Source organism: Gilliamella sp. Pas-s25 (assembly GCF_009795885.1).
Lineage (GTDB): Bacteria > Pseudomonadota > Gammaproteobacteria > Enterobacterales > Orbaceae > Gilliamella.
The window spans coordinates 41,786-64,846 of record NZ_WTEV01000014.1 but is presented as its reverse complement, the minus strand read 5'-3'; the positions used below and the strand labels follow the sequence as shown (position 1 = coordinate 64,846).

The window sequence follows — 23,061 nt, the reverse complement described above, 5'->3', positions numbered from 1 at the left end:
AATTGTTTAGTATGAATTGTGGGCTAATTTTTTGAGTATCACTGAATTACTCTGTTCTATCTTGGAAAGTAAAATCACATTTAAAAATTAATATAACTTGTTTTATAAATTCTAATGGACTAAGATCGATTTTATATTGGAGCGGGAAACGAGGTTCGAACTCGCGACCCCGACCTTGGCAAGGTCGTGCTCTACCAACTGAGCTATTCCCGCGTAAGAGGTGTTTGTTTAATGGTGCCCGGGGCGAGACTTGAACTCGCACGGCCAAAAAGGCCGAGGGATTTTAAATCCCTTGTGTCTACCGATTTCACCACCCGGGCTCAAAACTTATTACCGAAAGGTAAGTGCGTTTTGAATGCTGTGCATTTTACCCATCTTAAATTTTCCGTCAACAAAAAAATTTAAATTATTATCTAACTGCTCAATGTTTGTCACATTTTGTGGGTTTATTCATCTATCCCGCTTAAAAACTAAAAAATTCGGATTTATTGTTTAGCAATATGTGTTATTAGTATTTAAAAAAAGCTTAAATATGACTTAAACACTAAAAGATGAACCACAACCACAAGTCGTTGTTGCATTAGGATTGTCAACCACAAAGCGAGAACCTTGTAAGCCTTCTACATAATCGATTGTGCCACCGACAAGATATTGTAAGCTCATGGGATCGATAACGAGTGATACGCCATTTTTTTCGATAGCTAGATCATCTTCATTTACCTTTTCATCGAAAGTAAACCCGTACTGAAATCCACTACAGCCACCACCAGTAATGTAAACTCTTAGTTTAAGGTTTGGGTTTTCTTCTTCTGTTACTAATGATTTTACTTTATTGGCTGCTGCATCAGTAAAGTTGATTGGTAAAGCATCGCTCATATTCTTCTCCTAATATATTTATCTTAGCATTATATACCCTTGCTAAATGAAAATACAAAATAGAAAACTTCTATTAAATAAATTTCTAATAGCTAGCTTGAATTTATTTTGATTTTATGAATAAATACCACAAAATCTTATAGAGAGCATCTCAATTATGCGAAATACATTTAAATCAGAAAAGCTTTATCATCAGGCCTTGTCCATTATGCCTGGCGGTGTTAATTCACCGGTCCGCGCTTTTAATGGTGTGGGTGGCACACCTTTATTTATTGAACGCGCAAATGGGGCATATATTTATGATGTAGACGACAAGGCCTATATCGATTATGTCGGTTCTTGGGGACCAATGATCCTTGGGCATAATGATCCTGATGTAGCCAATGCGGTAATTAATGCGGTGCATAATGGTTTAAGTTTTGGTGCACCAACCGAAATTGAAACCAAAGTTGCCAATTTAGTGACGCAATTAATGCCTTCTATTGAAATGGTGCGAATGGTGAATTCGGGAACTGAGGCAACCATGAGCGCCATTCGTGTTGCACGTGGTTTTACTGGCAGAGATAAAATTATTAAGTTTGAAGGTTGTTATCACGGGCATGCTGATTATTTGTTAGTTAAAGCTGGTTCTGGTGCGCTTACTTTTGGACATCCTACTTCGCCCGGTGTACCTAATGATTTCGTGAAGCATACATTAGTTTGTGATTATAATAATTTAGAGTCAGTCAAAAAGCAATTTCAGCAATATCCTAACGAAATAGCTGCCATTATTATTGAGCCTGTTGCTGGCAATATGAATTGTGTTCCAGCGAAAAAAGAGTTTTTACAAGGATTGCGTGAACTTTGTGATCAATACGGTGCGTTATTGATTATTGACGAAGTGATGACGGGTTTTAGAGTGGCGCTTGGTGGTGCTCAAGATTATTATGATGTGGTGCCCGATTTGACTTGTTTAGGCAAGATTATTGGTGGTGGTATGCCTGTTGGAGCTTTTGGTGGTCGTGCTGATATTATGATGCAATTAGCACCAACGGGTCCAATATACCAAGCTGGAACCCTTTCAGGTAATCCCGTTGCAATGGCAGCAGGTTATACAACTTTAACCAAGCTAATGGAAGTTGGGATCTATCAAGAGTTAGCAGATAAAACTGCATCGCTTGCTGATGGATTATTATCGGTTGCTAAAAAACATAATGTGCCATTAGTGGTGAATTATGTAGGTGCAATGTTTGGGTTGTTTTTTACAGCTGCTTCTGAAGTAACCAGTTATCAAGATGTTATGCAGTGTGATATTGAATTATTCAAAAAATTCTATCATCATATGCTAACTGAAGGTGTTTATTTTGCACCGTCAGCTTTTGAAGCTGGTTTCATGTCACTTAAGCACACAGATAAAGAGATCAATCACACCATTGATGCAGCAAATCGTTTTTTTAGTAACTTAATTTAAAAGTATGACAATACTTTTAATATACCTAAACAGATCAAATTTAAACTATTAAAATAGGTAATAATTATATGGTTAATCCACTTAAAGAAGGTGAAAAAGCACCACAGTTTTCGTTGCCAGACCAAGATGGAGAGCTTGTAGGCTTGAATGACTTTAAAGGTCAACGTGTTTTAATTTATTTTTACCCAAAAGCAATGACACCAGGTTGCACTGTGCAAGCATGTAATTTGCGCGATTGTTCTGATGAGTTTAAAAAATGCAATGTGGCAATCCTTGGAATTAGTACCGATAAGCCAGAAAAGTTATCTCGATTTGTTGAAAAAGAGTTATTAAATTTCACGTTGCTTTCTGATGAGAATCATGAAGTTGCCCAAGCGTTTGGTACTTGGGGCAAAAAAGAGTTTATGGGGAAAACCTATGATGGGATTCACCGTATTAGCTTTTTAATTAGCAAAGACGGTACAATCGAAAAAGTGTTTAATGATTTTAAAACATCCAATCACCACGAAGTAATTTTAGATTATCTAAAAACCCACTGTAAATAATTTATACGAAAGCAGATTAACCATTAATCTGCTTTTACTTCACTATTATTATTTAACTCATCTGTTTTTGGCCAAGCATTTATAATTGCTTTGACCAATGTAGCCAAAGGTATTGCAAAAAATATCCCCCAAAATCCCCATAGACCACCAAAGACAATCACCGCTAAAATAATAACAAGTGGATGTAAATTGAGCTTTTCAGAAAATAAACAAGGTACGAGTAAGTTGCCGTCTAATGTTTGAATCAGAATATAGAAAAATAATAAATAACCAAATTGCGCGGTTAACCCCCATTGAAATAGTGCAATTAATACAACGGGAATCGTTGAAATAATAATGCCAACATAGGGCACTAAAACAGATAATCCGACAAGCACAGCTAATAAGAGTCCATAATCTAAGCCAAAATACCAAAATGGAATATAAACACAAATCGTTAAAATAATAATATGTAGTACATTGCCAACAATATAATTGGATATTTGCATATCCATTTCAGCGGCAACTTTGTTTAAAATTGTGCGGTTTTTGGGTAAGATTTTGGAGCAGTATCCCCATATCTTTGCTTTATCTTTTAGTAAAAAGAACATCATTATTGGCACTAATACCGCATTAATCGCAACAGATACCAATCCCAATAAAGAGACAATTGAAAATTGCAGTAATGAATTACCCGTTTGTACAACTTTTTCAGTAATACCTTGAAGCACCGAATCGAATAAACCGACATCGATTAATTCGGGATAGTGTTCAGGCAATGTGGTTAAAAAATTGTTAGCAAAATTGAGCATGTTTGGGATATTGGTAATTAAGCTAACACTTTGTTGCCAAATTAATGGTAATAAAATCATAAATCCAACCAATACCACCATTAAAAAAAGTAGTAATACCATCACAACAGCAAGAGTTCTTGGAATATTTTTTTTATGTAAAAAGTTAACTGGTCTATCCAGTAAATAAGCAAGCACAATAGCAATTAAAACAGGCAGTAAAATTTTATTAAAAAAATAGATGATAATAAATAAGCCAACAATAACAGCCATTAGCGATACAACATGCGGATCGCTAAAACGCTTTTTATACCATTCCATAAACATTTTTAACATTAAAATACTCCTATTTTGCTAACTTTTGGGATAATAAGCTCAGTTTTATTATTTTTTAAAACCACCTAATATGCCACGGGTGATCTGTTTACCAATTTGATTAACAACTTGCCTTGTTGCACTTTTGGCTATTTGTTGAGTAATACCATCATGTTGACCTCCTTTTGGTCCTTTTTTACCAAAAAGGACAGTGCTTAAAAAATTAAGCAATCCACCATTATTTTGTTTATTGCTTACATCGTTATCCATGTTTTGGTTAGATAAGTTATCTAATGAAAATCCATTTTTCAATATTTCATAAGCAGATTGACGATCTAAGATTTGCGCATATTTATTGTAAAAATGGGATTGATGAATAATAGATGATTGATTGTCTGGCGACATTGATCCCATTTTTGAACCTGGCGCAATAATATAACCACGCTCAACCATGTTTGGGCGACCCTTTTCATCTAAAAACGAAATGAGTGCTTCACCAACACCAAGTTCCATGATTGCTTTTTCAGTGTCAAAACTTGGATTTGCGCGCATGGTTTGGGCGGCTGTTTTTACCGCTTTTTGGTCTTTAGGGGTAAATGCACGTAAAGCATGCTGCACACGATTACCTAATTGCCCTAAAACTGTATCAGGAATATCGCTTGGGTTTTGCGAGGCAAAATAAATCCCAATCCCCTTAGAGCGAATTAAGCGCACCACTTGCTCTATTTTTTCTAATAATGCAGGCGAAATGTCATTAAAAAGTAAGTGAGCCTCGTCAAAAAAGAAGACAAGTTTAGGTTTATCGAGGTCACCAACTTCTGGCAAATGTTCAAAAAGTTCTGATAATAGCCATAATAAAAAGACTGAATATAATTTAGGCGAGTTATATAATTTGTCGGCCAATAATATGTTAACTATGCCATGACCGTCAGGATTAACTTGCATCAAATCTTGAATATCGAGCATCGGTTCGCCAAGAAAAAAATCGGCACCTTGTTGCTCGAGCGTTAGTAATCCGCGTTGGATTGCACCAATTGACGATAGCGAAATGTTTCCGTATTGTGTGGTGAATTTTTTAGCATTATCACCCACAAATTGAATTAATGCTCGAAGATCTTTGAAATCAATTAATAATAAGCTGTTATCATCCGCAATTTTAAATGCTAACTGTAACACGCCTGCTTGAACGTCATTTAAATCAAGTAATCGACCAAGTAAAATCGGTCCTATATCTGACACGGTACTGCGAACAGGTATGCCTTTTTCAGCAAAGACATCCCATAATTCAATGGGTGACGAATCTGGTTGCCAGTTATCGACTCCAATGTTAGCTAAGCGAGCTTGTAGTTTTTCAGATAATATGCCCTTTTCACCAATTCCTGTTAGATCACCTTTAACATCAGCAAGAAAAACAGGTACGCCTATTTTTGAAAAACCTTCAGCCATTTTTTGTAATGTGACAGTCTTGCCGGTACCCGTTGCCCCAGTAATTAAACCATGACGATTAGCTAATGAAGCTATAATAGATAAATCTTTGTCATGGCTTTTGGCAATTACAATCGATTCACTCATGGATTAACCCCTTATAAAATTTGTGATTAAAACAGTTTTGTTATAAAAATAATTTTGCTATTAAAACAATTTTCTATTAATGCGACAAATAATATTGTATTCTGAATTGGCAATAGCTGCTATTGTTATTATTCTATTTAGCCTATATAAGGAGGCGCTATGTTTCCAGAATATCGAGAAATCATTTCTAAATTAAAGAATACCGATTTACGTTTTCAAAAATTGTTCGATCAACATAATGAGCTTGATCAAAAGATTAAAAACATTGAATCAGGCATTATTGTCAATACGACCGACACAATAGAGGCATTAAAAAAACAAAAACTTAAAATTAAAGACGAAATTTACGAAATTTTAAGAAAAGCATCTCAAACGCATCTAAACTTATAATCAACTGCAACCTGTAATTATTTTAATTAATAGTTTTTAATATTAAAAAAGATCAAATAAAAAACCCCAATTATTGGGGTTTTGTTATTATGTGTTAACTTAACATTATTATGCTAACTACTTTTTATTTAATTGCTTAATTGGTTCTTGAGCTTTTTTTTGTTTTCGAGTTTTGATTAGCATAATTAAATTTTTATGTGGTGTTTTCATAGATTATTTCCTTCTAGTTATTATTATAGGGCAACTAAATTAGTTTTTTATAAATTTTAAAATAGCTAAGCTACGTTAATATCGCTTAGCTATTATTAGTCAATTAAAACCATTGACCAAAGCGTTTGATATAAATGCGTTTCATCAATTGTGCAACACAGCAATAGCTAAACAGGGTTGCTAAAAGCCATGGAAAGTATGACCAAGGTAATGGTTGCAAACCGATTAATCCACCCAGTGGAGAAAACGGAATATAAATACCTACAGCCATAATTAACAATGTCATCACAATAACAGGAAATGCCGCGGTGCTTTGCACAAATGGAATTTTTTGTGTTCTAAGCATATGCACAACTAAAGTTTGTGACAATAATCCCTCAATAAACCACCCTGAATGAAACAGCGATTGCGCTTCAACACTGTTTGCACTAAATACAAACCACATTAGTGCATAGGTTGTGATATCAAAAATAGACGATGTTGGTCCAATCCAAATCATAAAGCGTCTAATATTTAGCGCATCCCATTTGCGCGGTTTTTGTAAAAACTCATCATCCATTTTGTCCCATGGTAATGAGAGTTGAGAAATATCATACAGTAAGTTTTGAATAAGTAAATGGATTGCTAGCATAGGCAAAAATGGCAGAAACGCACTAGCCACTAATACTGAAAAAATATTACCAAAATTCGAACTTGCAGTCATATTTAGATATTTCATAATATTACCAAAAGTTTCGCGACCGCATATTACACCTTCTTCCAATACCATTAGGCTTTTTTCAAGCAGAATAATATCGGCAGATTCTTTGGCAATATCCGTTGCAGTATCAACCGAAATTCCTACATCAGCATCGCGCAGTGCCGGCGCATCGTTTATACCGTCTCCTAAAAAACCAACAGTATGACCGTTATCTTGTAATAATCGGATAATTCGCGATTTTTGCAACGGTGTTAATTTAGCAAAAATAGTGCGTTGTTCGATTTGTATTTTGAGTTCAGCATCATCCATTTTTTCAATTTCAGTACCAAGTAATGGAATACCTGGCTCTAAACCGACTTCTCGACACACTTTGATGGTGATAATTTCGTTATCACCAGTTAAGACTTTAACGCCGACACCATGTTCATTCAATGCTGAAATTGCCTCGAACGCACTTTCTTTTGGTGGATCTAAAAAGGTTAAAAAGCCACGAATAGCAAGCGCTGTTTCGTCTTGTACCGTGTATTGTTCTTTTGTTTCGCTAGCTGGAATGTCTTTTATGCCAACCGCTAATACTCTAAAACCATCTTTGTTGTAGTCATGTGCAAGTGCAATTAACGCTTGTTTGCGTTTATCGTCGAGCGGTAAGTATTCTCCATTTTCATAAACATGACTAGCAATAGATAGCATTTCTTCAACTGCGCCTTTGCAAATCATCAAATGGTTATCACTGCCATTTTGCACAACCACCGATAAACGACGACGGACAAAATCAAACGGTAACTCATCAATTTTTTTGTATAAACCAACACCCACCTTTTTCATATTGGTTTTTTCTTCGGTGAAACGGATGATAGCTTTATCCATTAAGTTTTTCATACCACTTTGATAATAGCTGTTAAGCCAAGCGAGTTCTAAAACAGAAGAGTCAACTTGCCCCTTTATATCAAGATGATGTTCTAAAATGATTTTATCTTGCGTTAAGGTGCCTGTTTTATCGGTACATAAAATGTCCATCGCGCCAAAATTTTGGATAGCGTTAAGTCGTTTAACTACAACTTTACGTTTTGCCATACCAACGGCACCTTTAGCTAGGTTAGCACTGACGATCATTGGTAACATTTCAGGCGTTAAACCAACCGCAACGGCTAATGCAAAGAGTGCCGCATCGCCCCAATCGTTTTTTGAAAAGCCATTAATAAAAAAGACAATTGGCACCATGATTAACATAAAGCGAATAAGCAACCAACTAACACTGTTAACACCACGATCAAATGAAGTTTCAGCACGCGATCCAACAATTGATTTTGCTAATGAGCCAAAATGCGTATCAGCACCGGTTGCAACCACAATGGCAGTTGCGGTGCCACTAACAACATTAGTGCCCATAAAACAGATGTTATTAACATCAAGTAAATTATTTTTATTAATATCTGATGCTTCGATATTATCGGTATTTTTTTGTGTTACCGCGCCTAATGTGTCGTATTTTTCAACCGGAATCGATTCGCCAGTGAGTACAGCTTGACTAACAAATAAGTCACGAGATTCGATTAATCGGATATCAGCAGGGATCATGTCACCTGCTGATAAATAAACAATATCTCCTGGAACAATTTCACTTAATGGAATTTCAATGCGTTCTGGGGTCATATCTTTATGGGCACGTCTTAGCACAGTTGCGGTTGTGCGAATCATTGATTTTAGCGCTTCGGCCGCTTTGTTTGATCTAAACTCTTGCCAAAAACGCAATATCCCACTGAGCGATACCATGGTTAGGATAATAATAATTCCTGTTAAATCAGTTTCTTCACCATTTTGCAAAGGCAACCAATAATCGGTCACAAAACTGACACTAGCCAATGCTAATAATACAAATATAAATGGGTTATTAAATGCCATTAATAGTTGCACTATCACTGATGGCGCTTTTTCTCGTGCGACTTCGTTTTTACCATATTGTTCAATTCTCGATTTGACACTTTCTTGTGTTAATCCTGAAAGGCTGGATTGAAATTTAGATAAAATGCTATCTAGGCTGTTTTGTGCTTCGTTGATAGCCTTGATATCTACACTATTTTGTGTTTTGGTTTTTGATGTGTTTTTTGTCATCATGAGTACCTATATTCATAATTTTGGCAAAAGCATGCCAACTCATTGTTACCAAGTAACGATAAGTCATTAAATTTTGAGATGAGCTAAAATTTTTAGTGCATAGCAAAACTAGCCCATAAAGCTATTTTGTATAGCTAGTGCTGAGCATTAAATTTAATTAGCAAATAGAATTAATTAAGAATTTAGATACAACTCGGTGGTTCTAAATGTTTTTCTGAAAGATGTAAAACACGCAACATTAAGCTTTGTGCGCATTGATGTTTTGAATTTGTGTGATAGCGTGTAAAAAAATGCATATCGTTCACCATTACCGTTTTATCAATTTCGGCTTGTGAACTGAAAAAATGGTGATTTAGACAGGTTCATTAACCGATAATGATGTGTTTAAAATTATCTCCCCACATTTTGGGGTGACCCGATTGAGTGTCCATATTTCTCCTGTAAATTGAACTCTTCACTTTGTATTTCAACTTCCCTTCACCCTCATTTTTAACTTCCATAATAGCTAAAAAAGGAAGAAAAGCTTTAAAGGCGGGCATTTTATACGCCTTTCCGAAACAGAAGTCAACCCATACAGCCTTAAAAGAGTGATAATTGTTGGAAAACAGCATTTATCGCCGTTTTTATCTTCATTTTATATCGAATTTATACCCAAATTACCTAATATAAGATGCCATCACTTTACAATTAATTAACAGGAATATTTTACATGAATTGCGTACTCACTATGAGGTATTTATTTAACTATTCACTTTTTAGGCTGTGATTTTTGTAAAAAATATTCAGGAGTCTATACCGTTTCGCGATTAATTGAGACTTTGCAGTATCTGTTCGTTAAAACATGTGATAACCATTGTATCAATCAAAAATTCACTAAACCTGCCTACCCACGAACGAATAGCAAAGCCGAAAGTCTGATACGAAAATTTATCAAGCAGTAACCTGATCAACAATAGTTAGCCATTCAAAAGAAAGAAAATCAAAGGTTAAGCTATAATACGGTTAAACCACATAATGCGATTTCAGGTAATTTAGAAGAAATGACCAAATAAGAAAAATAACAAATTCAGTGACGAGATTAAAATAGTCAGTCAATATGACTATTTTAATAAACAGGATGAAACGTTTTTGTTAAATGTTATCCTGTTTTTCGTTTATATCAAATCAAGCCCGAATATTGAGTCTGGTATTTTTTAACTGATTAACCAGCTCTAGTAGTGATGTATTGAGCTGATGCATAAACTGCTGGTATGTAAAGGCTTTCTTACTAATTTCGTCCAATTGTAATTCCCAATGTGCAGTCATGTCAGGCATCGACATGATATCGGGTAGAGATAAAATCAGATTTTTACCCACGTCAGTTGAGCGAATCGCTTTACCTTGACGAGTTAAAAATTGGCGTTTAAATAACAATTCAATAATGCCGGCCCTTGTTGCTTCGGTACCTAAACCATCGGTTTCACGCAGTATTTTTTTGATTTCAGGATCTTTAACAAATCGGGCAATTCCTGTCATAGCAGACAATAATGTTGCATCAGTAAAAGGTCTTGGCGGTTGGGTTTCTTTACTAACCAGCTCGGTATCAATACATTGCACAGTTTCGCCCTTTTTAACTAATTTAGTTAATAAACCATTACTTTCATTGTCATTTGTCTCGGTGTCAGCTTGGTAGTTTTTACTTCTAAATAAAACTTTCCAACCTTCGTCAAGCATCTGGTTGGCTTTAGAAATAAATTTTCCCCCTTGAATGTCAACATCAATTTGCAATTCTGCATATTTATAAGCTGGGTAAAATTGAGCTAAATATTGCGTTGCCACAACTTGATACACTGCTTTTTCGTTATCAGTTAAGCTTTCCATTCTAGCTTTGCGCAAAGTTGGAATAATAGCGTGATGTGCTTCAACTTTTTTATCATTCCAAGCCTTGGAACGTAATGCAAAATTAGCATCACTAATAGCGGTTTGTAGTTCAGGGCAATTATTTTCAATGGCGGACTTTATGCCTGTAATTTGTTTTAAATGTTCTTCGGGTAGAAAGCGACAATCCGACCTTGGATAGGTGATTAATTTGTGTTTTTCATATAACGATTGGCAAATGTCGAGCACATCTTGAGCGCTCAATCCATTTTTTTTGGCCATTTCAATTTGCAATGCCGATAAATTAAATGGCATGGGTGGCGCTAGTTCTTTCTTTTTATTACTGACTTTATCAATTTTTCCAGATTGATTATTAATGCGTTGACAAACATTTTCGGCTAATTTTTTGACTAATACACGCCCTTCTTCATCCTGATAAGGCGCGCAGGCTTCGCTGGGTTGCCATTTCGCTTTGAATATTTCATTATCTTTGGTTTGCAGCACAGCAAAAACTTCATAAAATGGTTTAGGTACAAATTGCGTTATCTCTAAATCTCGTCTAACCACCAATCCTAAAATAGGCGTTTGCACTCGCCCTATTGATAATACGCCTCGATAACCGTTTTTTTGCCCAACAATAGTACAAAGCCGGCTCATATTAATACCATAAAGCCAATCGGCTCGAGCTCTTGCTAATGCAGAAGTAGATAAAGGGATAAAATCTTGATTACTACGTAATTGTTGTAAGGATTTTTCAACAGCGCTGGCATTCAAATCACTGATTAAACACCGCTGTATTGCTTTGCGTTTATGTGGTGGTAATTGACAATAATTTAAGACTTCATCAACCAATAACTGCCCTTCTCTATCTGGGTCACCTGCGTGCACAATTTGATCGGCTGATTTAATCAGATCCACTAAAATATTAAATTGCTTTTTGGTATTGTCTTTTGGCATTAATATCCATTGCTGGGGCACGATGGGTAAATCGTTAATCGCCCATTTTTTATAACGAGGATCATAGACTTCGGGTGTTGCTTGCTCTAATAGATGCCCAATACACCAGCTCACAACATCGCCATTACTTGCTTTAATAAAGCCATTGCCTTTTTGATGAGGTTTAGGTAAGACATCAGCAATAGCCCGAGCTAAGCTAGGTTTTTCGGCAATAAATAAACGATAAGAGTGTTTAGATTGCATAACAATAATTGTTCATTAAAAATTCCAAAAGGTATAAGCTATTGTTTATTTTTATAAAAAGATGAGTCTAATTACCACCACTTTTTATATTTAAGCCAAATGACTGAAACAATACAAATGACAACAAGCAATAATATTAACCCAGTAAAAGACCATTCTTGTTGACTAAAGGGAATACCGGCTAAATTGACCCCCAGCAAACTGGTTAAAAAAGTAATCGGCGTAAAGATAATAGTAAATAGCGACATTAAGTAAATTCGTTTATTGGTCGATTCAGCCAAGAAACTATTAATCTGCTCCATGATTGAGGCTATTCGTAATAAACAGCTATCAATATCAGACACATAATGGTTTTGTTGATAAGAAATATCGTGTAATCGCTGACGATCGTTATCGTCAATCCATGATATTCGTTCTGTTGAAATCTTCACAAAAATATCACGTTGTGGCGATAATAATCGACGTAAGACGATCAATTGTTTACGGACTCGACCTATTTCTTTATAAGAAAAAATACGTTGATTTAATACAGATTCTTCTAACTTAATGATTTTATTGTGAACACTATCAAAAGATAAATTAACTTGATCACTAATTAAATCTGACATTTGAATCAACCAATCTGCCACATCAACCGGTCCAATACCTTTTTCTAAACGATCTTTTAATTCAGCAATAGCTGCAATTTCTTGATGCCGAGTTGAAATGATCATGTTATCGGTAATAAAAAAACGAAAAGTAACAATAGGATCAGGCAGTTCATTAGGAATAAAGTTAACGCCTTTTAACACGACTAAAACCCCCGATTCGAAACGGATTTCTTTAGGTATTTGGTTTGGTTTTACCAATTCGTTTTTGATCAAATCAGGCACAAGATTTGTGGCATTTATCCAATCGATAGTTTCTTGCTTAGCAAAATCTAGATGGATCCAAAATGGCTGCGAAACGGAAGGCTTACTCTGTTCATTGAGTGGCATTGCTTTGCCTTTACCGTCTAATTGACAGACAAAAGCAGGTTGAGCATCTAAAAGATGAGAAACAAAAATCACACTTTCACTATCTTGGTTCGTCATTACTAGCCCCATTTATTATTGTTTTTTCAAATTATATACTGAATTTAGATTAAAATGGAGTTATCTATTAACGTTTATTTATTTTGCTTAAAGCATTAGATAGATTTGTGGTACACAACAATTATTTGGATGATAATAAACGCCTAATTCTACTCCATACCAGCGATTAATATTGTCTTACAGTTAAAATGTCTTTCGGTGCCCCTTGTTCAACAATTTAACCCTGATTAATTAATAAGATTTTATCAGTATATAATGCCGCTAAATTGGGATCATGCAAGACACAACATACCGCCAATTTCTGCTTATGAGCAAGTTGTTTTAATAATCTTAAGGTCTGTTGTTGGTGAGGTAGATTATATTTAATCTGACACTTGCTAATTATTCAGCGGAATTCATGTTAGCATAATGATAAACCAATAAAGTGAAAAAATTCTCTAGTTGCTTTGCTTAACTAGCACTTTATGTCATAACATTCGGTTTTCATCATTTTATTGGATCGTACACCAATCTTTTTCGTTTGAGGACTAGAGGGCTTTGGTAGGCTTAATATCCTCTAAATGGAGATAATATTTAAGAGATGTATTTAAACGTTTGTATAAAAAACCGACTTTGGTCGGCTTAATTTGGTTAGTTACATTGTGCAGTAATAAGTTTATTATCGTTACCCTGAATTTGTTTAATTCGTTGATTGCGCTTGCATTCCCATTGTTCAGGCGGATACATTTTGTTCCACTCGGTCATTAACTTATGTTCAGAATCCGACAGGTTGATATTGTATTTATTCGACATATAAAAATAGGTTCGTGCTATCGTTCCTCGAATCTCATCGCGCGGTTGAAACTTTCTTCCTTTAAAATCAACAGCTGATTGGCATTGCCCATATTGATTAAATTCTTTTGTGAATTGCGAATAGCGATAATTTGACCTGTCACCGTTTACTTCACCGATAGCGGGCTGTAGATTGTGCATATCCCCCTCCATGAAGTTGAACGTAACATCTTTTTTACACGCTTTACGTCCACCATCACGCCAGCACTGCAAGTGACGTCCAAAATTTTCGGCTGGCATAACATGTTCCCACTCAATGCGTTCTGCTCTTGTTGGATTTTTTCTTGGCATGTAACCGCATTTTGTGAAGTCAACAGTCCCTTTTTTATTGTTAAAACTGAATTCACATCCGCAATAAAATTCTGTTTGTTCAGGGTTTTCGTTATAGATTTTAACTAACTGGTTTTTTGCCCAATTAAAATTTTGCTTGCTGTTAACGGCTGGTTGCTCAACTTGTACCAATGAAATTGAACCATCACGTGAATTTACAACATAAACACCCATGGTATCAGCATAACTAAGATTAAAGCACGAGAAGATAAATAATGCGATGAATAGCTTTTTCATAAATCCTTTTAAAAACAACTCCAAAACATATAAAAATATTAATATTTTTATATAAAAAACATTGACCTTTAATATAAGATAACTTACAACGTCAGCTATTAAATGAGGGAATCGATAAAGTAATCACCAAAACTAAAACAAGGGTTTAAGAAGAATTAGCATGAAGTTCAAAATATTCATTTTAATTCTGCTACTTTTGATTAGCTCACCAGCATTCTAAAGTAGTTCAAATTTGACAGTGACGCCCTATCAATGCTTTTCAATATAACAACTATTATTTAATAAATCAAGGTGATTATATGGCATTAATTCAAGCCAAAATTAACAAACCGAGTAATAAATAGGAGGTTTTTATATCGCTATCCAATTAGTGATCAGCTGATAGGAAAACGTGATATTTCCTTCAACCTGTCTTGCCAGTTAAATTAAACCCAAGCAACCACAAAAAGTAAAATAAAACCCTCCTCTGACTTAGAGGGAATTTTATCTGATAAACTAATTATTTGTAAGTAATTTATACAGTTGAGTTCTTAAATCATCCAATCTGTTATTTTCATTAATTAATGGTTTTTTATTTCTATGCAACACTATATCATTAAAAGAGCCCATACCCCCATATAGTATTAATATTTGATTTTTTACAGCTTCAAAATTAATTTCTATGTCTTCACTAAATTTCATAAAACTATTTCCCCAGTCAGGATAATTCCCTTCTTTCAATAATATTGATATTTTAATAAGAATTAATTTTATTTTTTTTATATGATTATTCATTTTAATGGCTTATCTTCATAATTTATGTTCCCTTTATTACCCATGATTTAGGTACAACGATTGCTTGTGTTCCGCCTCCAGATCATTTTGTTAGATCCCGTAAAATGCCTTGGGGGAAGATTCTACACTGAAAAATTGACCGAAAGGCTTATCCACCGTTCACCATTCCTGCACGAAATAAAACTGTATTTTGTTCAAATACAATTTCTTTATATCTACCTCCAGCAAACGTTCCAGCTAAATCATCTTTTAATGGACAGGGTTTAATTGCTCTATATTCCCAAATATTTCTGTTTGTCGTTTCGGTAATATTGTTGTTCAGGCGATACCTAGCCGTTGGCTGAATGACGGCATATACGATTATAATAGATTTCAATATATACAAATAGTGCTTGATTAGCCAGCTTCCTCGTTTTGTAGTAACAGTGATGAATAATATGGATTTTGAGTGTATGAAAAAACTTTCAATAACCGCATTATCAAAGCAGTTCCCTCTTCGACTCATGCTTTGCCTTAGTCCATATTGTAACAATGAATGCTTGAAATCAGCACTGCGATATTGGCTTCCTCGGTCACTGTGAATGAGCACATATTTAGAAAACTAATGCAGAAACAAAGCTAGCTTTAATGTATTACATACTAAAATGACGGTCTATGTAGCGACTGAGTTCTTTAATCTCTTTTTCTAACGCCATAATCCGCTGTTGCTCAGCTGTTAACTCTCGACGGCTAGTTTTATTCGGGGAAAGTTGCCTAATCCATTTATCTAGGGTTGATTTACCCACACCTAGATGGTTGGCAAGTTCGCTGATAGAAAGGTGTGCATTAGATAACGCATAATCCATTGATTGTTGTTTGAATTCGATACTAAATTTTTTGACCATGATATTTGTCTCCTATGATTTTTGTTTATATCATAGAGGTGGCTTTTGTCCACTTTTTTGGCGAGGATCAGTATATACTGTAGATTATTAATCTTTTTATTTTAGTTAACTGTAACTAATAAAAATATTTAATACTAGATAGGTGAAAATCATGAATGATATCAAAACACAAGAAGCTTTGTTTAACCTTTCTCAACAAGCGACACCAATTGATGCAATTAAATTTTATAAAGACAACTACGAAATATTAAAACATTGGCGTTATATTTATGCATCTGATAACAATCAAGGAACATTCAAATTAAAAAATACTATTATTGATGAAACAGTAGGTATCCAATCAATTTATAAAGGCAACTCATTATTTATTATTGATTCTAATATGATTGGTCACAATAATACAGTCCCATATTTATGTGGTTTGGGTACTTATTTCGATTCTAATACTGCCAGTTATATTTATTCTCTTGCCTATAAAAATCATCATACAGAACAATTAAAAAAGAGATTGAAGCAAATTCAAGACCTAAAGATTGATTACAGTAATGTAAATCCTTATTTTTATCTTTATGAAGCACAACGGCATTATCAATCTAACCCTGAAACTATCGAATATAGTAAAAAAACATTTGCAGCCATAAATGCTTTAAAAAAAATTAATGTCCCTTTGAATGAAGAGTGGTCACGTATATATCAGACCTATTTTCGTGAGCAATCTGAACTTGAGATTGAGCCAATATTCAATGGTTTTCTGAATAATCTAAAAAATGGATTCAGTGAGGCTATTAATTTTCAGTGCGCATTAATTGAACTTTTATTGACTCAGACTAAAATTCTTGAGATATCTTCTCGTACATCACCTGAGAATAAATTAGAACAACTCTTTCACTTCATGGATAACGACTTGGAAATACTCATGATTCGAGAGCTAGCATGCTGTGCAGATATTTTGTTCCATGATAATTTTTCTTCATTAACACAAAAGCTCAATGGATTGCATCAAAAGCAAGATCCTATTAAATTCATTCAAAACTGTGCATGGGATCTTTTTATTTTTCGATTGATGGATGATTTGAGTAATGCATATACTGGACCTAAGAAGCCAGATTTTTATATTTCACATTTAGTCGCTTGTGATAGAGATATATGGGGGATAGCCAAACTATCATCCTTAAAAGGTATTGCATTGCATACCAAATCTAGCCTTGTTATCCCTTTCATGGAACACGATCCTCAACAATGGTTAGAACAAAAAATAGGTAGTAAAAAACTGGCAAAGCTATATCACTGTTTTTCTCCAGAGTCAAGAGAAAGAAGACTTGGCTGGATGCACTCCAATAATAAAGATAGTGAATTTCAGCATAAAATGGAAAAAATTTTTGATTTGGCCGATAAAAAAAGAAAAGAATTACTTGATCACCTTAGCAAATAAAATGTAAATACCCCATAGTTAGTACAAAACAGACGTAGAAAATCATGCTGCTTGTTTTTATATTTTAAATTCAATGGGCGTCATATTATTTAGTGCCTCATGTGGTCTTTCAGTATTATGTTAGCTTTGCTTTCTTTAAGCTAAAATCCACCATAGTTAAATAGCGTGATAAATATCGGCATTATAAGTGTCAATAAAAAACCTTGAGCAATAGCTGCCGGTACAATGGCTATCCCCCCACCTTTTTGTAGCATGGGTAGAGTAAAGTCCATTGATGTTGCACCACATAGCCCTAATGTTGTTAATTGATAACGCTTAATCAATGTAGGAATTAAAATAATCGCACACAATTCTCGTAATATATCATTTAAAAATGTGGCACTACCAATAATTGGACCATGGGCTTCTGTCATTAAAATACCAGATAATGAATACCATCCAAAACCAGAAGACATGGCAAGACCAACGCGAACAGGCAAGTTTAAAATAAATGAGCCGATAACGCCTCCAAGGAAAGCACTTATCACAACCAATAGTGTTGTCGCTATACCTATTTTGTTGAGTAGAATTTGCTTTATTGAAATATTATTACTACGTAGTTGAATTCCGATTAAGAATAATAAAAGAACCAATACAATTTGAGTAACATTTTCAGCATATTGCCAAATAAATAATGGCAATAATCCACAAATAAACCCAATAATTAATGCAATACAGACACGTAATGACTCAATAATCATTTTAAAACGTGAAGCATAAGTATGATCTGTTTTATCTGCCTTGCGAGGGAAAATGTAATCAAAAATAATTAAAACAATAAAATTCCCACCAAATGTACAAATAAAAAGAACAATTGCATAATATAAAATAATTTGCAAATTAGTGGTTAAATTATCTAAATGAGCAAGCTCAGTGCCCATAATGAATAAAATAAGGTAAACCATCCAACTCAACGTTTGGTTAATTTTGGTCATCCAGCTGTTGTTTTTAATTTTAATTAAATAGCCTAAACCCAACGGTACTAGCGCAATCAAAATACCAAAATACATATTTTATTCCTTAACTATTCCTTGCTTACATTGTTAAATTATGGGGTAACGTATATGTTTTAATCTATTACTACTAATCATTAGGTTAATGATGCTAACGTTTGCTCAATATTAAGTTGAAGCTGATCCAACAACGCATAACGGTTACGGTATTCTGAACGTTTTTTACTGGCAATTTCTTCAATTGATTTTCGGTTAATTTGGTTTGGTAGTATAAATAAACCATTAGTATCTTGTTTTCCATCAAGGGTTAACCAAAAATCGTCATAATCAGACAAAATGCGTTCTTGACGGCTGTTATAGCGCCAATTGTTATAGATATGAGTTTTGTTACCAACAGCAACAATTTGCGTTAATTGATAGTAACGGGCAACAGTTAATGCGGCTTCAACTGCAACACGTTTAGGAAATAACCCATAGCAGGCTTTAGTTGCTTTTTGTACACGAGTACGTGCGTCATCGTGTCCTGTGCCTTGTAATCCAGCAATAAAGAGTGTTGGTTTGCCTTGATATTCAACAATTGAAAACGTTAATGTAGCTAAATCTATCCCATCGCTATCATAAAAATAAAGGCTCACTTCGCCTTCTCTGGCAAATTTGTTACGAGCTTGAATGGCTATTTGGATATTTGTTTCATTTTTAACAGCAACATTCGCCAATACAAAAGATGATTGCGGATTATAAAAAGCTTTAGTTACGCTATCGGGTTGTTTTGCTAAAAAGTCATAATGATAGACCAATGCATCATAACGTTCTTTTTGGCTCAAACAAGATGCCAAATACGGTCGCTGTAATTTACATGGTAAATTAGTTTGGCAGGAAAAATAATAGCCAAGCAATGGATACTGTCTTAATTTATCAAGCCATTTGAAAGTAATTGGGCTTAAGAACAAGGTTCTTAAAAAAAACTTATAACGATAGGTCGGGTTAAGCCATAATTCGTTTAGCGGTAATTTACCGGTATAGAGCCAGTTAAAGAGTTGCCATTTGCTTTTTGGCTGAGACATATTCGTAATATTATTCATAAGTAGAACTTTAAATCGAGTTAGTTATTTTAACAATTATAGGGCGACTAAATTAATCAATACACATTAGTTATTAATAAGTCATAAAAAAATCAAATAATAAGAGTACAACACAACTTTAGTCGGTGCAACTATTCCTACATAAAGCAGGTTTAAATTATATGAAAATAAAAAACGGTGAACTAGTCACCGTTTTTTTAAGTGATAATTTAGTTTATAAAAAACTAATTATTGACCTTTAACTTCTTTTAAACCATTGAATGCTGCTTTTGAACCTAATGCTTCTTCAATACGAATTAATTGGTTGTATTTTGCAACACGATCAGAACGGCTCATAGAACCAGTTTTGATTTGACCAGCAGCTAAACCAACAGCTAGATCAGCGATTGTTGAATCTTCAGTTTCACCACTACGATGAGAAATAACAGCAGTATAACCCGCATCTTTCGCCATTTTAACTGCAGCAATAGACTCAGTTAATGTACCGATTTGGTTTACTTTAATTAAAATAGAGTTAGCAATACCTTTTTCAATACCTTGTTTGAAGATTTTTGTATTGGTTACAAATAGATCGTCACCCACTAATTGGATTTTGTGACCTAATGCTTTAGTTTGGTATGCCCAACCTTCCCAATCGCTTTCGTCTAAACCATCTTCGATTGATACGATTGGATATTGTTCTGTTAAACCTTCTAAATAATGAGTAAATTCTTGCGCAGTGAATTCTTTATTACCTTCACCTTTTAATACGTATTTACCTGTTTCTTTGTTATAGAACTCAGAAGCGGCACAGTCCATTGCTAAAGTAATGTCTTTACCTAATACATAACCTGCTTTTTCAACAGCTTCTTTAATGCAAGCTAATGCCTCAGCATTTGAACCTAAGTTAGGCGCAAAACCACCTTCATCACCTACTGCTGTATTCATGCCTTTAGCATGTAATACTTTAGCTAAGTTGTGGAATACTTCAGAACCCATGCGAATTGCTTCACGTACTGTTTTAGCACCAACTGGTTGAATCATAAATTCTTGTAAGTCAATGTTGTTATCCGCATGTTCACCACCGTTGATGATGTTCATCATTGGTAATGGCATTGAATATTGACCTGGAGTGCCGTTAAGATCTGCAATGTGTTGATAAAGTGGAACACCTTTAGCGGCAGCTGCTGCTTTAGCCGTTGCTAAAGATACTGCAAGAATTGAGTTTGCACCTAAGTTAGATTTGAAATCAGTACCATCTAAGTCAAGCATGATTTGGTCGATAGCAGCTTGATCTAATGCATCTTTACCAACAACAGCTTTAGCGATTGGTCCATTTACGTTTTCTACCGCTTTTAATACGCCCTTACCTAAAAAGCGAGATTTGTCACCATCACGAAGTTCTAACGCTTCACGTGAACCCGTTGATGCCCCTGATGGAACGATTGCAAGACCAACAAACCCACCTTCTAAATGAACTTCGGCTTCAACAGTTGGATTACCACGAGAGTCGATGACTTCACGACCATGTACTTTAACGATTTTTGCCATGTTATTTTCCTCTATATGACAGATATATTACAAATGTTAATTCAAAACTATTTTTGTTGCTGCTCTTGATAATCTTTGGCAGCTTTAATAAAACTACTAAATAGTGGGTGCCCATCACGTGGTGTTGAGGTGAATTCCGGATGGAACTGACACGCAACAAACCATGGATGATCTGGAATTTCGATAATTTCGACCAGCTTTCTATCCGTTGAAAGACCTGTCACTTTTAACCCTGCTTTAACCACTTCAGGTAATAAATTGTTGTTTACTTCGTAACGATGTCGATGACGCTCAGTAATCGATTCATTTTTATACATACCGTATACTAATGAATTTGGTTCTAAATGGCAAATTTGTGAACCTAAACGCATTGTGCCACCTAAATCACTGTTTTCATTACGTTGTACCACATTGCCGGATTCATCACTCCATTCTGTGATTAAAGCAATGATTGGGCTTGCACAATCTTTAACAAATTCGGTTGAGTTAGCATCTTTAATACCTGCAACATTACGCGCATATTCAATCATAGCTACTTGTAAACCAAGGCAAATACCTAAATATGGAATTTTGTTTTCACGCGCATAGCGAGCTGCCATAATTTTACCTTCAACGCCACGATAACCAAATCCACCTGGAATTAAGATCGCATCTAAGCCTTGAAGTAATTCTGTGCCACGCGATTCAAGATCTTCTGAATCAATATAACGAATGTGCACTGTTAAACGATTTTTTAATCCCCCGTGTTTTAACGCTTCATTCACTGATTTATAAGCATCGGGTAAAGCAATATATTTACCCACCATACCAATGGTTACTTCACCCACTGGGTTGGCTTCTTCATAAATCACTTGTTCCCATTGTGATAAATCAGCTTCTTTACATTCAAGATTAAATCGTTTGCAAACGAAGGTATCTAAGTTTTGCGATTTTAATAACGCAGGTATTTTGTAAATAGAATCAACATCTTTAAGCGAAATAACAGCACGCTCAGGCACATTACAAAATAGTGCGATTTTGGCACGTTCATGAGCAGGAATAATGCGATCAGAGCGGCAAATTAAAACATCCGGTTGAATACCAATTGACAGTAACTCTTTTACTGAATGCTGTGTTGGTTTGGTTTTCACTTCACCAGCAGATGCTAAATAAGGCACTAGCGTTAGATGCATAAATAACGTGTGTTCACGACCCACATCCACCGCTAATTGACGGATCGCTTCTAAAAATGGAAGAGATTCAATATCACCCACTGTACCACCGATTTCAACAATGGCAACATCAAAACCTTTTGCCCCATCAATCACACGTGATTTAATTGCATTAGTGATATGTGGTATAACTTGAACCGTTGCCCCTAAATAATCGCCACGGCGCTCTTTGCGTAACACATCAGAATAAATGCGACCTGTAGTGAAATTATTTTTTCGCGTCATTTTAGTGCGAATAAAACGTTCATAATGACCCAAATCAAGATCGGTTTCAGCACCATCTTCTGTCACAAACACTTCACCATGTTGAATAGGACTCATTGTGCCCGGATCGACATTAATGTAGGGATCAAGCTTGAGCATGGTGACTTTTAAATTGCGGGCTTCTAAAATTGCAGCGAGAGATGCTGCGGCAATGCCTTTACCAAGAGAAGAAACGACACCGCCTGTAACAAAAATATAATTCGTGACCATTAATATTAGACCATTATTAATTTATTAGAACAATATTGCATCGATTTTTAGACATCAAAACCAATACAACATACAAGAATCAGACGGGAATGCAGTATAACAGAATCCGCCTTACCTCACAATTGAATAATGAGTTTTAACTAATTCTTTTAAAAGGGGCATTAGCCAAATTTACTCCTATTTGGGTTAGTACCTTTAATAATGCATAAAG

The 23,061-nt window shown here is 34.9% G+C and carries 17 protein-coding genes, 2 tRNA genes and 2 pseudogenes; 4 read left to right on the top strand and 17 right to left on the bottom strand.

All coding sequences use genetic code 11. The annotated features are described in order from the left end of the window. Window positions 1–137: 137 nt before the first annotated feature. The 3 genes from GQ593_RS07900 to erpA all read right to left on the bottom strand — a co-directional run bounded on the left by GQ593_RS07900 (window position 138) and on the right by erpA (window position 876). A tRNA-Gly gene (locus tag GQ593_RS07900) sits at window positions 138–213 on the bottom strand. A 19-nt stretch (window positions 214–232) separates the two neighbouring features. Beyond that, window positions 233–320: transfer RNA gene (locus GQ593_RS07895), tRNA-Leu, on the bottom strand. Window positions 321–537: 217 nt separating this feature from the next. Then, complete coding sequence (gene erpA, locus GQ593_RS07890) at window positions 538–876, bottom strand: iron-sulfur cluster insertion protein ErpA (protein WP_034914816.1); 339 nt, start codon at window positions 874–876, stop codon at window positions 538–540. Between the two features lie 157 nt (window positions 877–1,033). Between erpA and hemL the strand changes: the two genes are divergently transcribed. Continuing rightward, on the top strand, window positions 1,034–2,326 hold the full coding sequence (gene hemL, locus GQ593_RS07885) for a glutamate-1-semialdehyde 2,1-aminomutase (protein ID WP_160431548.1): 1,293 nt from the start codon (window positions 1,034–1,036) through the stop codon (window positions 2,324–2,326). 68 nt (window positions 2,327–2,394) lie between these two features. Then, entirely contained in the window at window positions 2,395–2,871 is a 477-nt protein-coding gene (gene bcp, locus GQ593_RS07880; protein ID WP_160431547.1) for a thioredoxin-dependent thiol peroxidase, read from the top strand. Between the two features lie 23 nt (window positions 2,872–2,894). Here bcp and GQ593_RS07875 read toward each other — a convergent pair whose 3' ends face one another. Both GQ593_RS07875 and GQ593_RS07870 read right to left on the bottom strand, forming a co-directional pair. Continuing rightward, entirely contained in the window at window positions 2,895–3,977 is a 1,083-nt protein-coding gene (locus GQ593_RS07875; protein WP_160431546.1) for an AI-2E family transporter, read from the bottom strand. 48 nt (window positions 3,978–4,025) lie between these two features. Next, window positions 4,026–5,528 carry a helicase HerA-like C-terminal domain-containing protein gene (locus tag GQ593_RS07870; protein ID WP_160431545.1) on the bottom strand — a complete coding sequence of 501 codons (1,503 nt, stop codon included), beginning with the start codon at window positions 5,526–5,528 and terminating at the stop codon, window positions 4,026–4,028. 159 nt (window positions 5,529–5,687) lie between these two features. On the opposite strand from GQ593_RS07870, the gene GQ593_RS07865 reads away from it, so the two are divergent. After that, window positions 5,688–5,918 carry a YdcH family protein gene (locus tag GQ593_RS07865; RefSeq protein WP_160431544.1) on the top strand — a complete coding sequence of 77 codons (231 nt, stop codon included), beginning with the start codon at window positions 5,688–5,690 and terminating at the stop codon, window positions 5,916–5,918. A 313-nt stretch (window positions 5,919–6,231) separates the two neighbouring features. Here GQ593_RS07865 and mgtA read toward each other — a convergent pair whose 3' ends face one another. The 8 genes and pseudogenes from mgtA to GQ593_RS14215 form a co-directional block, all read right to left on the bottom strand. Then, the gene (gene mgtA, locus GQ593_RS07860; RefSeq protein WP_202115420.1) at window positions 6,232–8,940 is read right to left on the bottom strand and encodes a magnesium-translocating P-type ATPase; all 2,709 of its coding nucleotides are present in this window, start codon (window positions 8,938–8,940) and stop codon (window positions 6,232–6,234) included. Window positions 8,941–9,308: 368 nt separating this feature from the next. Next, window positions 9,309–9,482: a hypothetical protein gene (locus GQ593_RS07855; RefSeq protein ID WP_160431542.1), complete on the bottom strand. Its 174-nt coding sequence runs from the start codon at window positions 9,480–9,482 to the stop codon at window positions 9,309–9,311. Between the two features lie 625 nt (window positions 9,483–10,107). Beyond that, window positions 10,108–12,000 carry a DNA topoisomerase III gene (locus tag GQ593_RS07850; RefSeq protein WP_160431541.1) on the bottom strand — a complete coding sequence of 631 codons (1,893 nt, stop codon included), beginning with the start codon at window positions 11,998–12,000 and terminating at the stop codon, window positions 10,108–10,110. Window positions 12,001–12,071: 71 nt separating this feature from the next. Beyond that, on the bottom strand, window positions 12,072–13,073 hold the full coding sequence (gene zntB, locus GQ593_RS07845) for a zinc transporter ZntB (protein WP_160431540.1): 1,002 nt from the start codon (window positions 13,071–13,073) through the stop codon (window positions 12,072–12,074). 630 nt (window positions 13,074–13,703) lie between these two features. Next, window positions 13,704–14,471 carry an endonuclease gene (locus GQ593_RS07840; RefSeq protein ID WP_160431539.1) on the bottom strand — a complete coding sequence of 256 codons (768 nt, stop codon included), beginning with the start codon at window positions 14,469–14,471 and terminating at the stop codon, window positions 13,704–13,706. A gap of 495 nt (window positions 14,472–14,966) precedes the next feature. Further along, window positions 14,967–15,245: a DUF6966 domain-containing protein gene (locus tag GQ593_RS07835; RefSeq protein ID WP_160431538.1), complete on the bottom strand. Its 279-nt coding sequence runs from the start codon at window positions 15,243–15,245 to the stop codon at window positions 14,967–14,969. 332 nt (window positions 15,246–15,577) lie between these two features. Further along, window positions 15,578–15,834, bottom strand: a pseudogene (locus tag GQ593_RS14220) (IS3 family transposase); the annotation flags it as partial. A gap of 76 nt (window positions 15,835–15,910) precedes the next feature. Beyond that, window positions 15,911–16,129, bottom strand: a pseudogene (locus tag GQ593_RS14215) (transposase); the annotation flags it as partial. 151 nt (window positions 16,130–16,280) lie between these two features. Between GQ593_RS14215 and GQ593_RS07820 the strand changes: the two are divergent. Beyond that, window positions 16,281–17,561, top strand: coding sequence for a hypothetical protein (locus GQ593_RS07820; protein ID WP_160431535.1), 1,281 nt, complete (start codon window positions 16,281–16,283; stop codon window positions 17,559–17,561). Between the two features lie 140 nt (window positions 17,562–17,701). Here the strand turns inward: GQ593_RS07820 and GQ593_RS07815 are convergent, their stop codons facing one another. The 4 genes from GQ593_RS07815 to pyrG form a co-directional block, all read right to left on the bottom strand. Continuing rightward, the gene (locus tag GQ593_RS07815; RefSeq protein ID WP_160431534.1) at window positions 17,702–18,610 is read right to left on the bottom strand and encodes a lysine exporter LysO family protein; all 909 of its coding nucleotides are present in this window, start codon (window positions 18,608–18,610) and stop codon (window positions 17,702–17,704) included. Window positions 18,611–18,690: 80 nt separating this feature from the next. Continuing rightward, entirely contained in the window at window positions 18,691–19,635 is a 945-nt protein-coding gene (locus tag GQ593_RS07810; protein WP_160431533.1) for a VirK/YbjX family protein, read from the bottom strand. Window positions 19,636–19,863: 228 nt separating this feature from the next. Then, a complete protein-coding gene (eno, locus tag GQ593_RS07805) occupies window positions 19,864–21,165 on the bottom strand; it encodes a phosphopyruvate hydratase (RefSeq protein ID WP_160431532.1) in 1,302 nt (433 codons plus the stop codon). Window positions 21,166–21,212: 47 nt separating this feature from the next. Continuing rightward, the gene (gene pyrG, locus GQ593_RS07800) at window positions 21,213–22,850 is read right to left on the bottom strand and encodes a glutamine hydrolyzing CTP synthase (RefSeq protein WP_160431531.1); all 1,638 of its coding nucleotides are present in this window, start codon (window positions 22,848–22,850) and stop codon (window positions 21,213–21,215) included. Window positions 22,851–23,061: the final 211 nt, after the last annotated feature.

Excerpts from the sequence above, each read along its gene's own strand:
- GQ593_RS07850 (WP_160431541.1), bottom strand. The coding sequence starts at position 12,000 with ATGCAATCTAAACACTCTTATCGTTTATTTATTGCCGAAAAACCTAGC.
- mgtA (WP_202115420.1), bottom strand. The coding sequence starts at position 8,940 with ATGACAAAAAACACATCAAAAACCAAAACACAAAATAGTGTAGATATC.
- pyrG (WP_160431531.1), bottom strand. The coding sequence starts at position 22,850 with ATGGTCACGAATTATATTTTTGTTACAGGCGGTGTCGTTTCTTCTCTT.
- GQ593_RS07875 (WP_160431546.1), bottom strand. The coding sequence starts at position 3,977 with ATGTTAAAAATGTTTATGGAATGGTATAAAAAGCGTTTTAGCGATCCG.
- eno (WP_160431532.1), bottom strand. The coding sequence starts at position 21,165 with ATGGCAAAAATCGTTAAAGTACATGGTCGTGAAGTCATCGACTCTCGT.
- zntB (WP_160431540.1), bottom strand. The coding sequence starts at position 13,073 with ATGACGAACCAAGATAGTGAAAGTGTGATTTTTGTTTCTCATCTTTTA.
- GQ593_RS07870 (WP_160431545.1), bottom strand. The coding sequence starts at position 5,528 with ATGAGTGAATCGATTGTAATTGCCAAAAGCCATGACAAAGATTTATCT.
- GQ593_RS07820 (WP_160431535.1), top strand. The coding sequence starts at position 16,281 with ATGAATGATATCAAAACACAAGAAGCTTTGTTTAACCTTTCTCAACAA.
- erpA (WP_034914816.1), bottom strand. The coding sequence starts at position 876 with ATGAGCGATGCTTTACCAATCAACTTTACTGATGCAGCAGCCAATAAA.
- GQ593_RS07855 (WP_160431542.1), bottom strand. The coding sequence starts at position 9,482 with ATGCCCGCCTTTAAAGCTTTTCTTCCTTTTTTAGCTATTATGGAAGTT.
- GQ593_RS07810 (WP_160431533.1), bottom strand. The coding sequence starts at position 19,635 with ATGAATAATATTACGAATATGTCTCAGCCAAAAAGCAAATGGCAACTC.
- hemL (WP_160431548.1), top strand. The coding sequence starts at position 1,034 with ATGCGAAATACATTTAAATCAGAAAAGCTTTATCATCAGGCCTTGTCC.
- GQ593_RS07835 (WP_160431538.1), bottom strand. The coding sequence starts at position 15,245 with ATGAATAATCATATAAAAAAAATAAAATTAATTCTTATTAAAATATCA.
- bcp (WP_160431547.1), top strand. The coding sequence starts at position 2,395 with ATGGTTAATCCACTTAAAGAAGGTGAAAAAGCACCACAGTTTTCGTTG.
- GQ593_RS07815 (WP_160431534.1), bottom strand. The coding sequence starts at position 18,610 with ATGTATTTTGGTATTTTGATTGCGCTAGTACCGTTGGGTTTAGGCTAT.
- GQ593_RS07840 (WP_160431539.1), bottom strand. The coding sequence starts at position 14,471 with ATGAAAAAGCTATTCATCGCATTATTTATCTTCTCGTGCTTTAATCTT.
- GQ593_RS07865 (WP_160431544.1), top strand. The coding sequence starts at position 5,688 with ATGTTTCCAGAATATCGAGAAATCATTTCTAAATTAAAGAATACCGAT.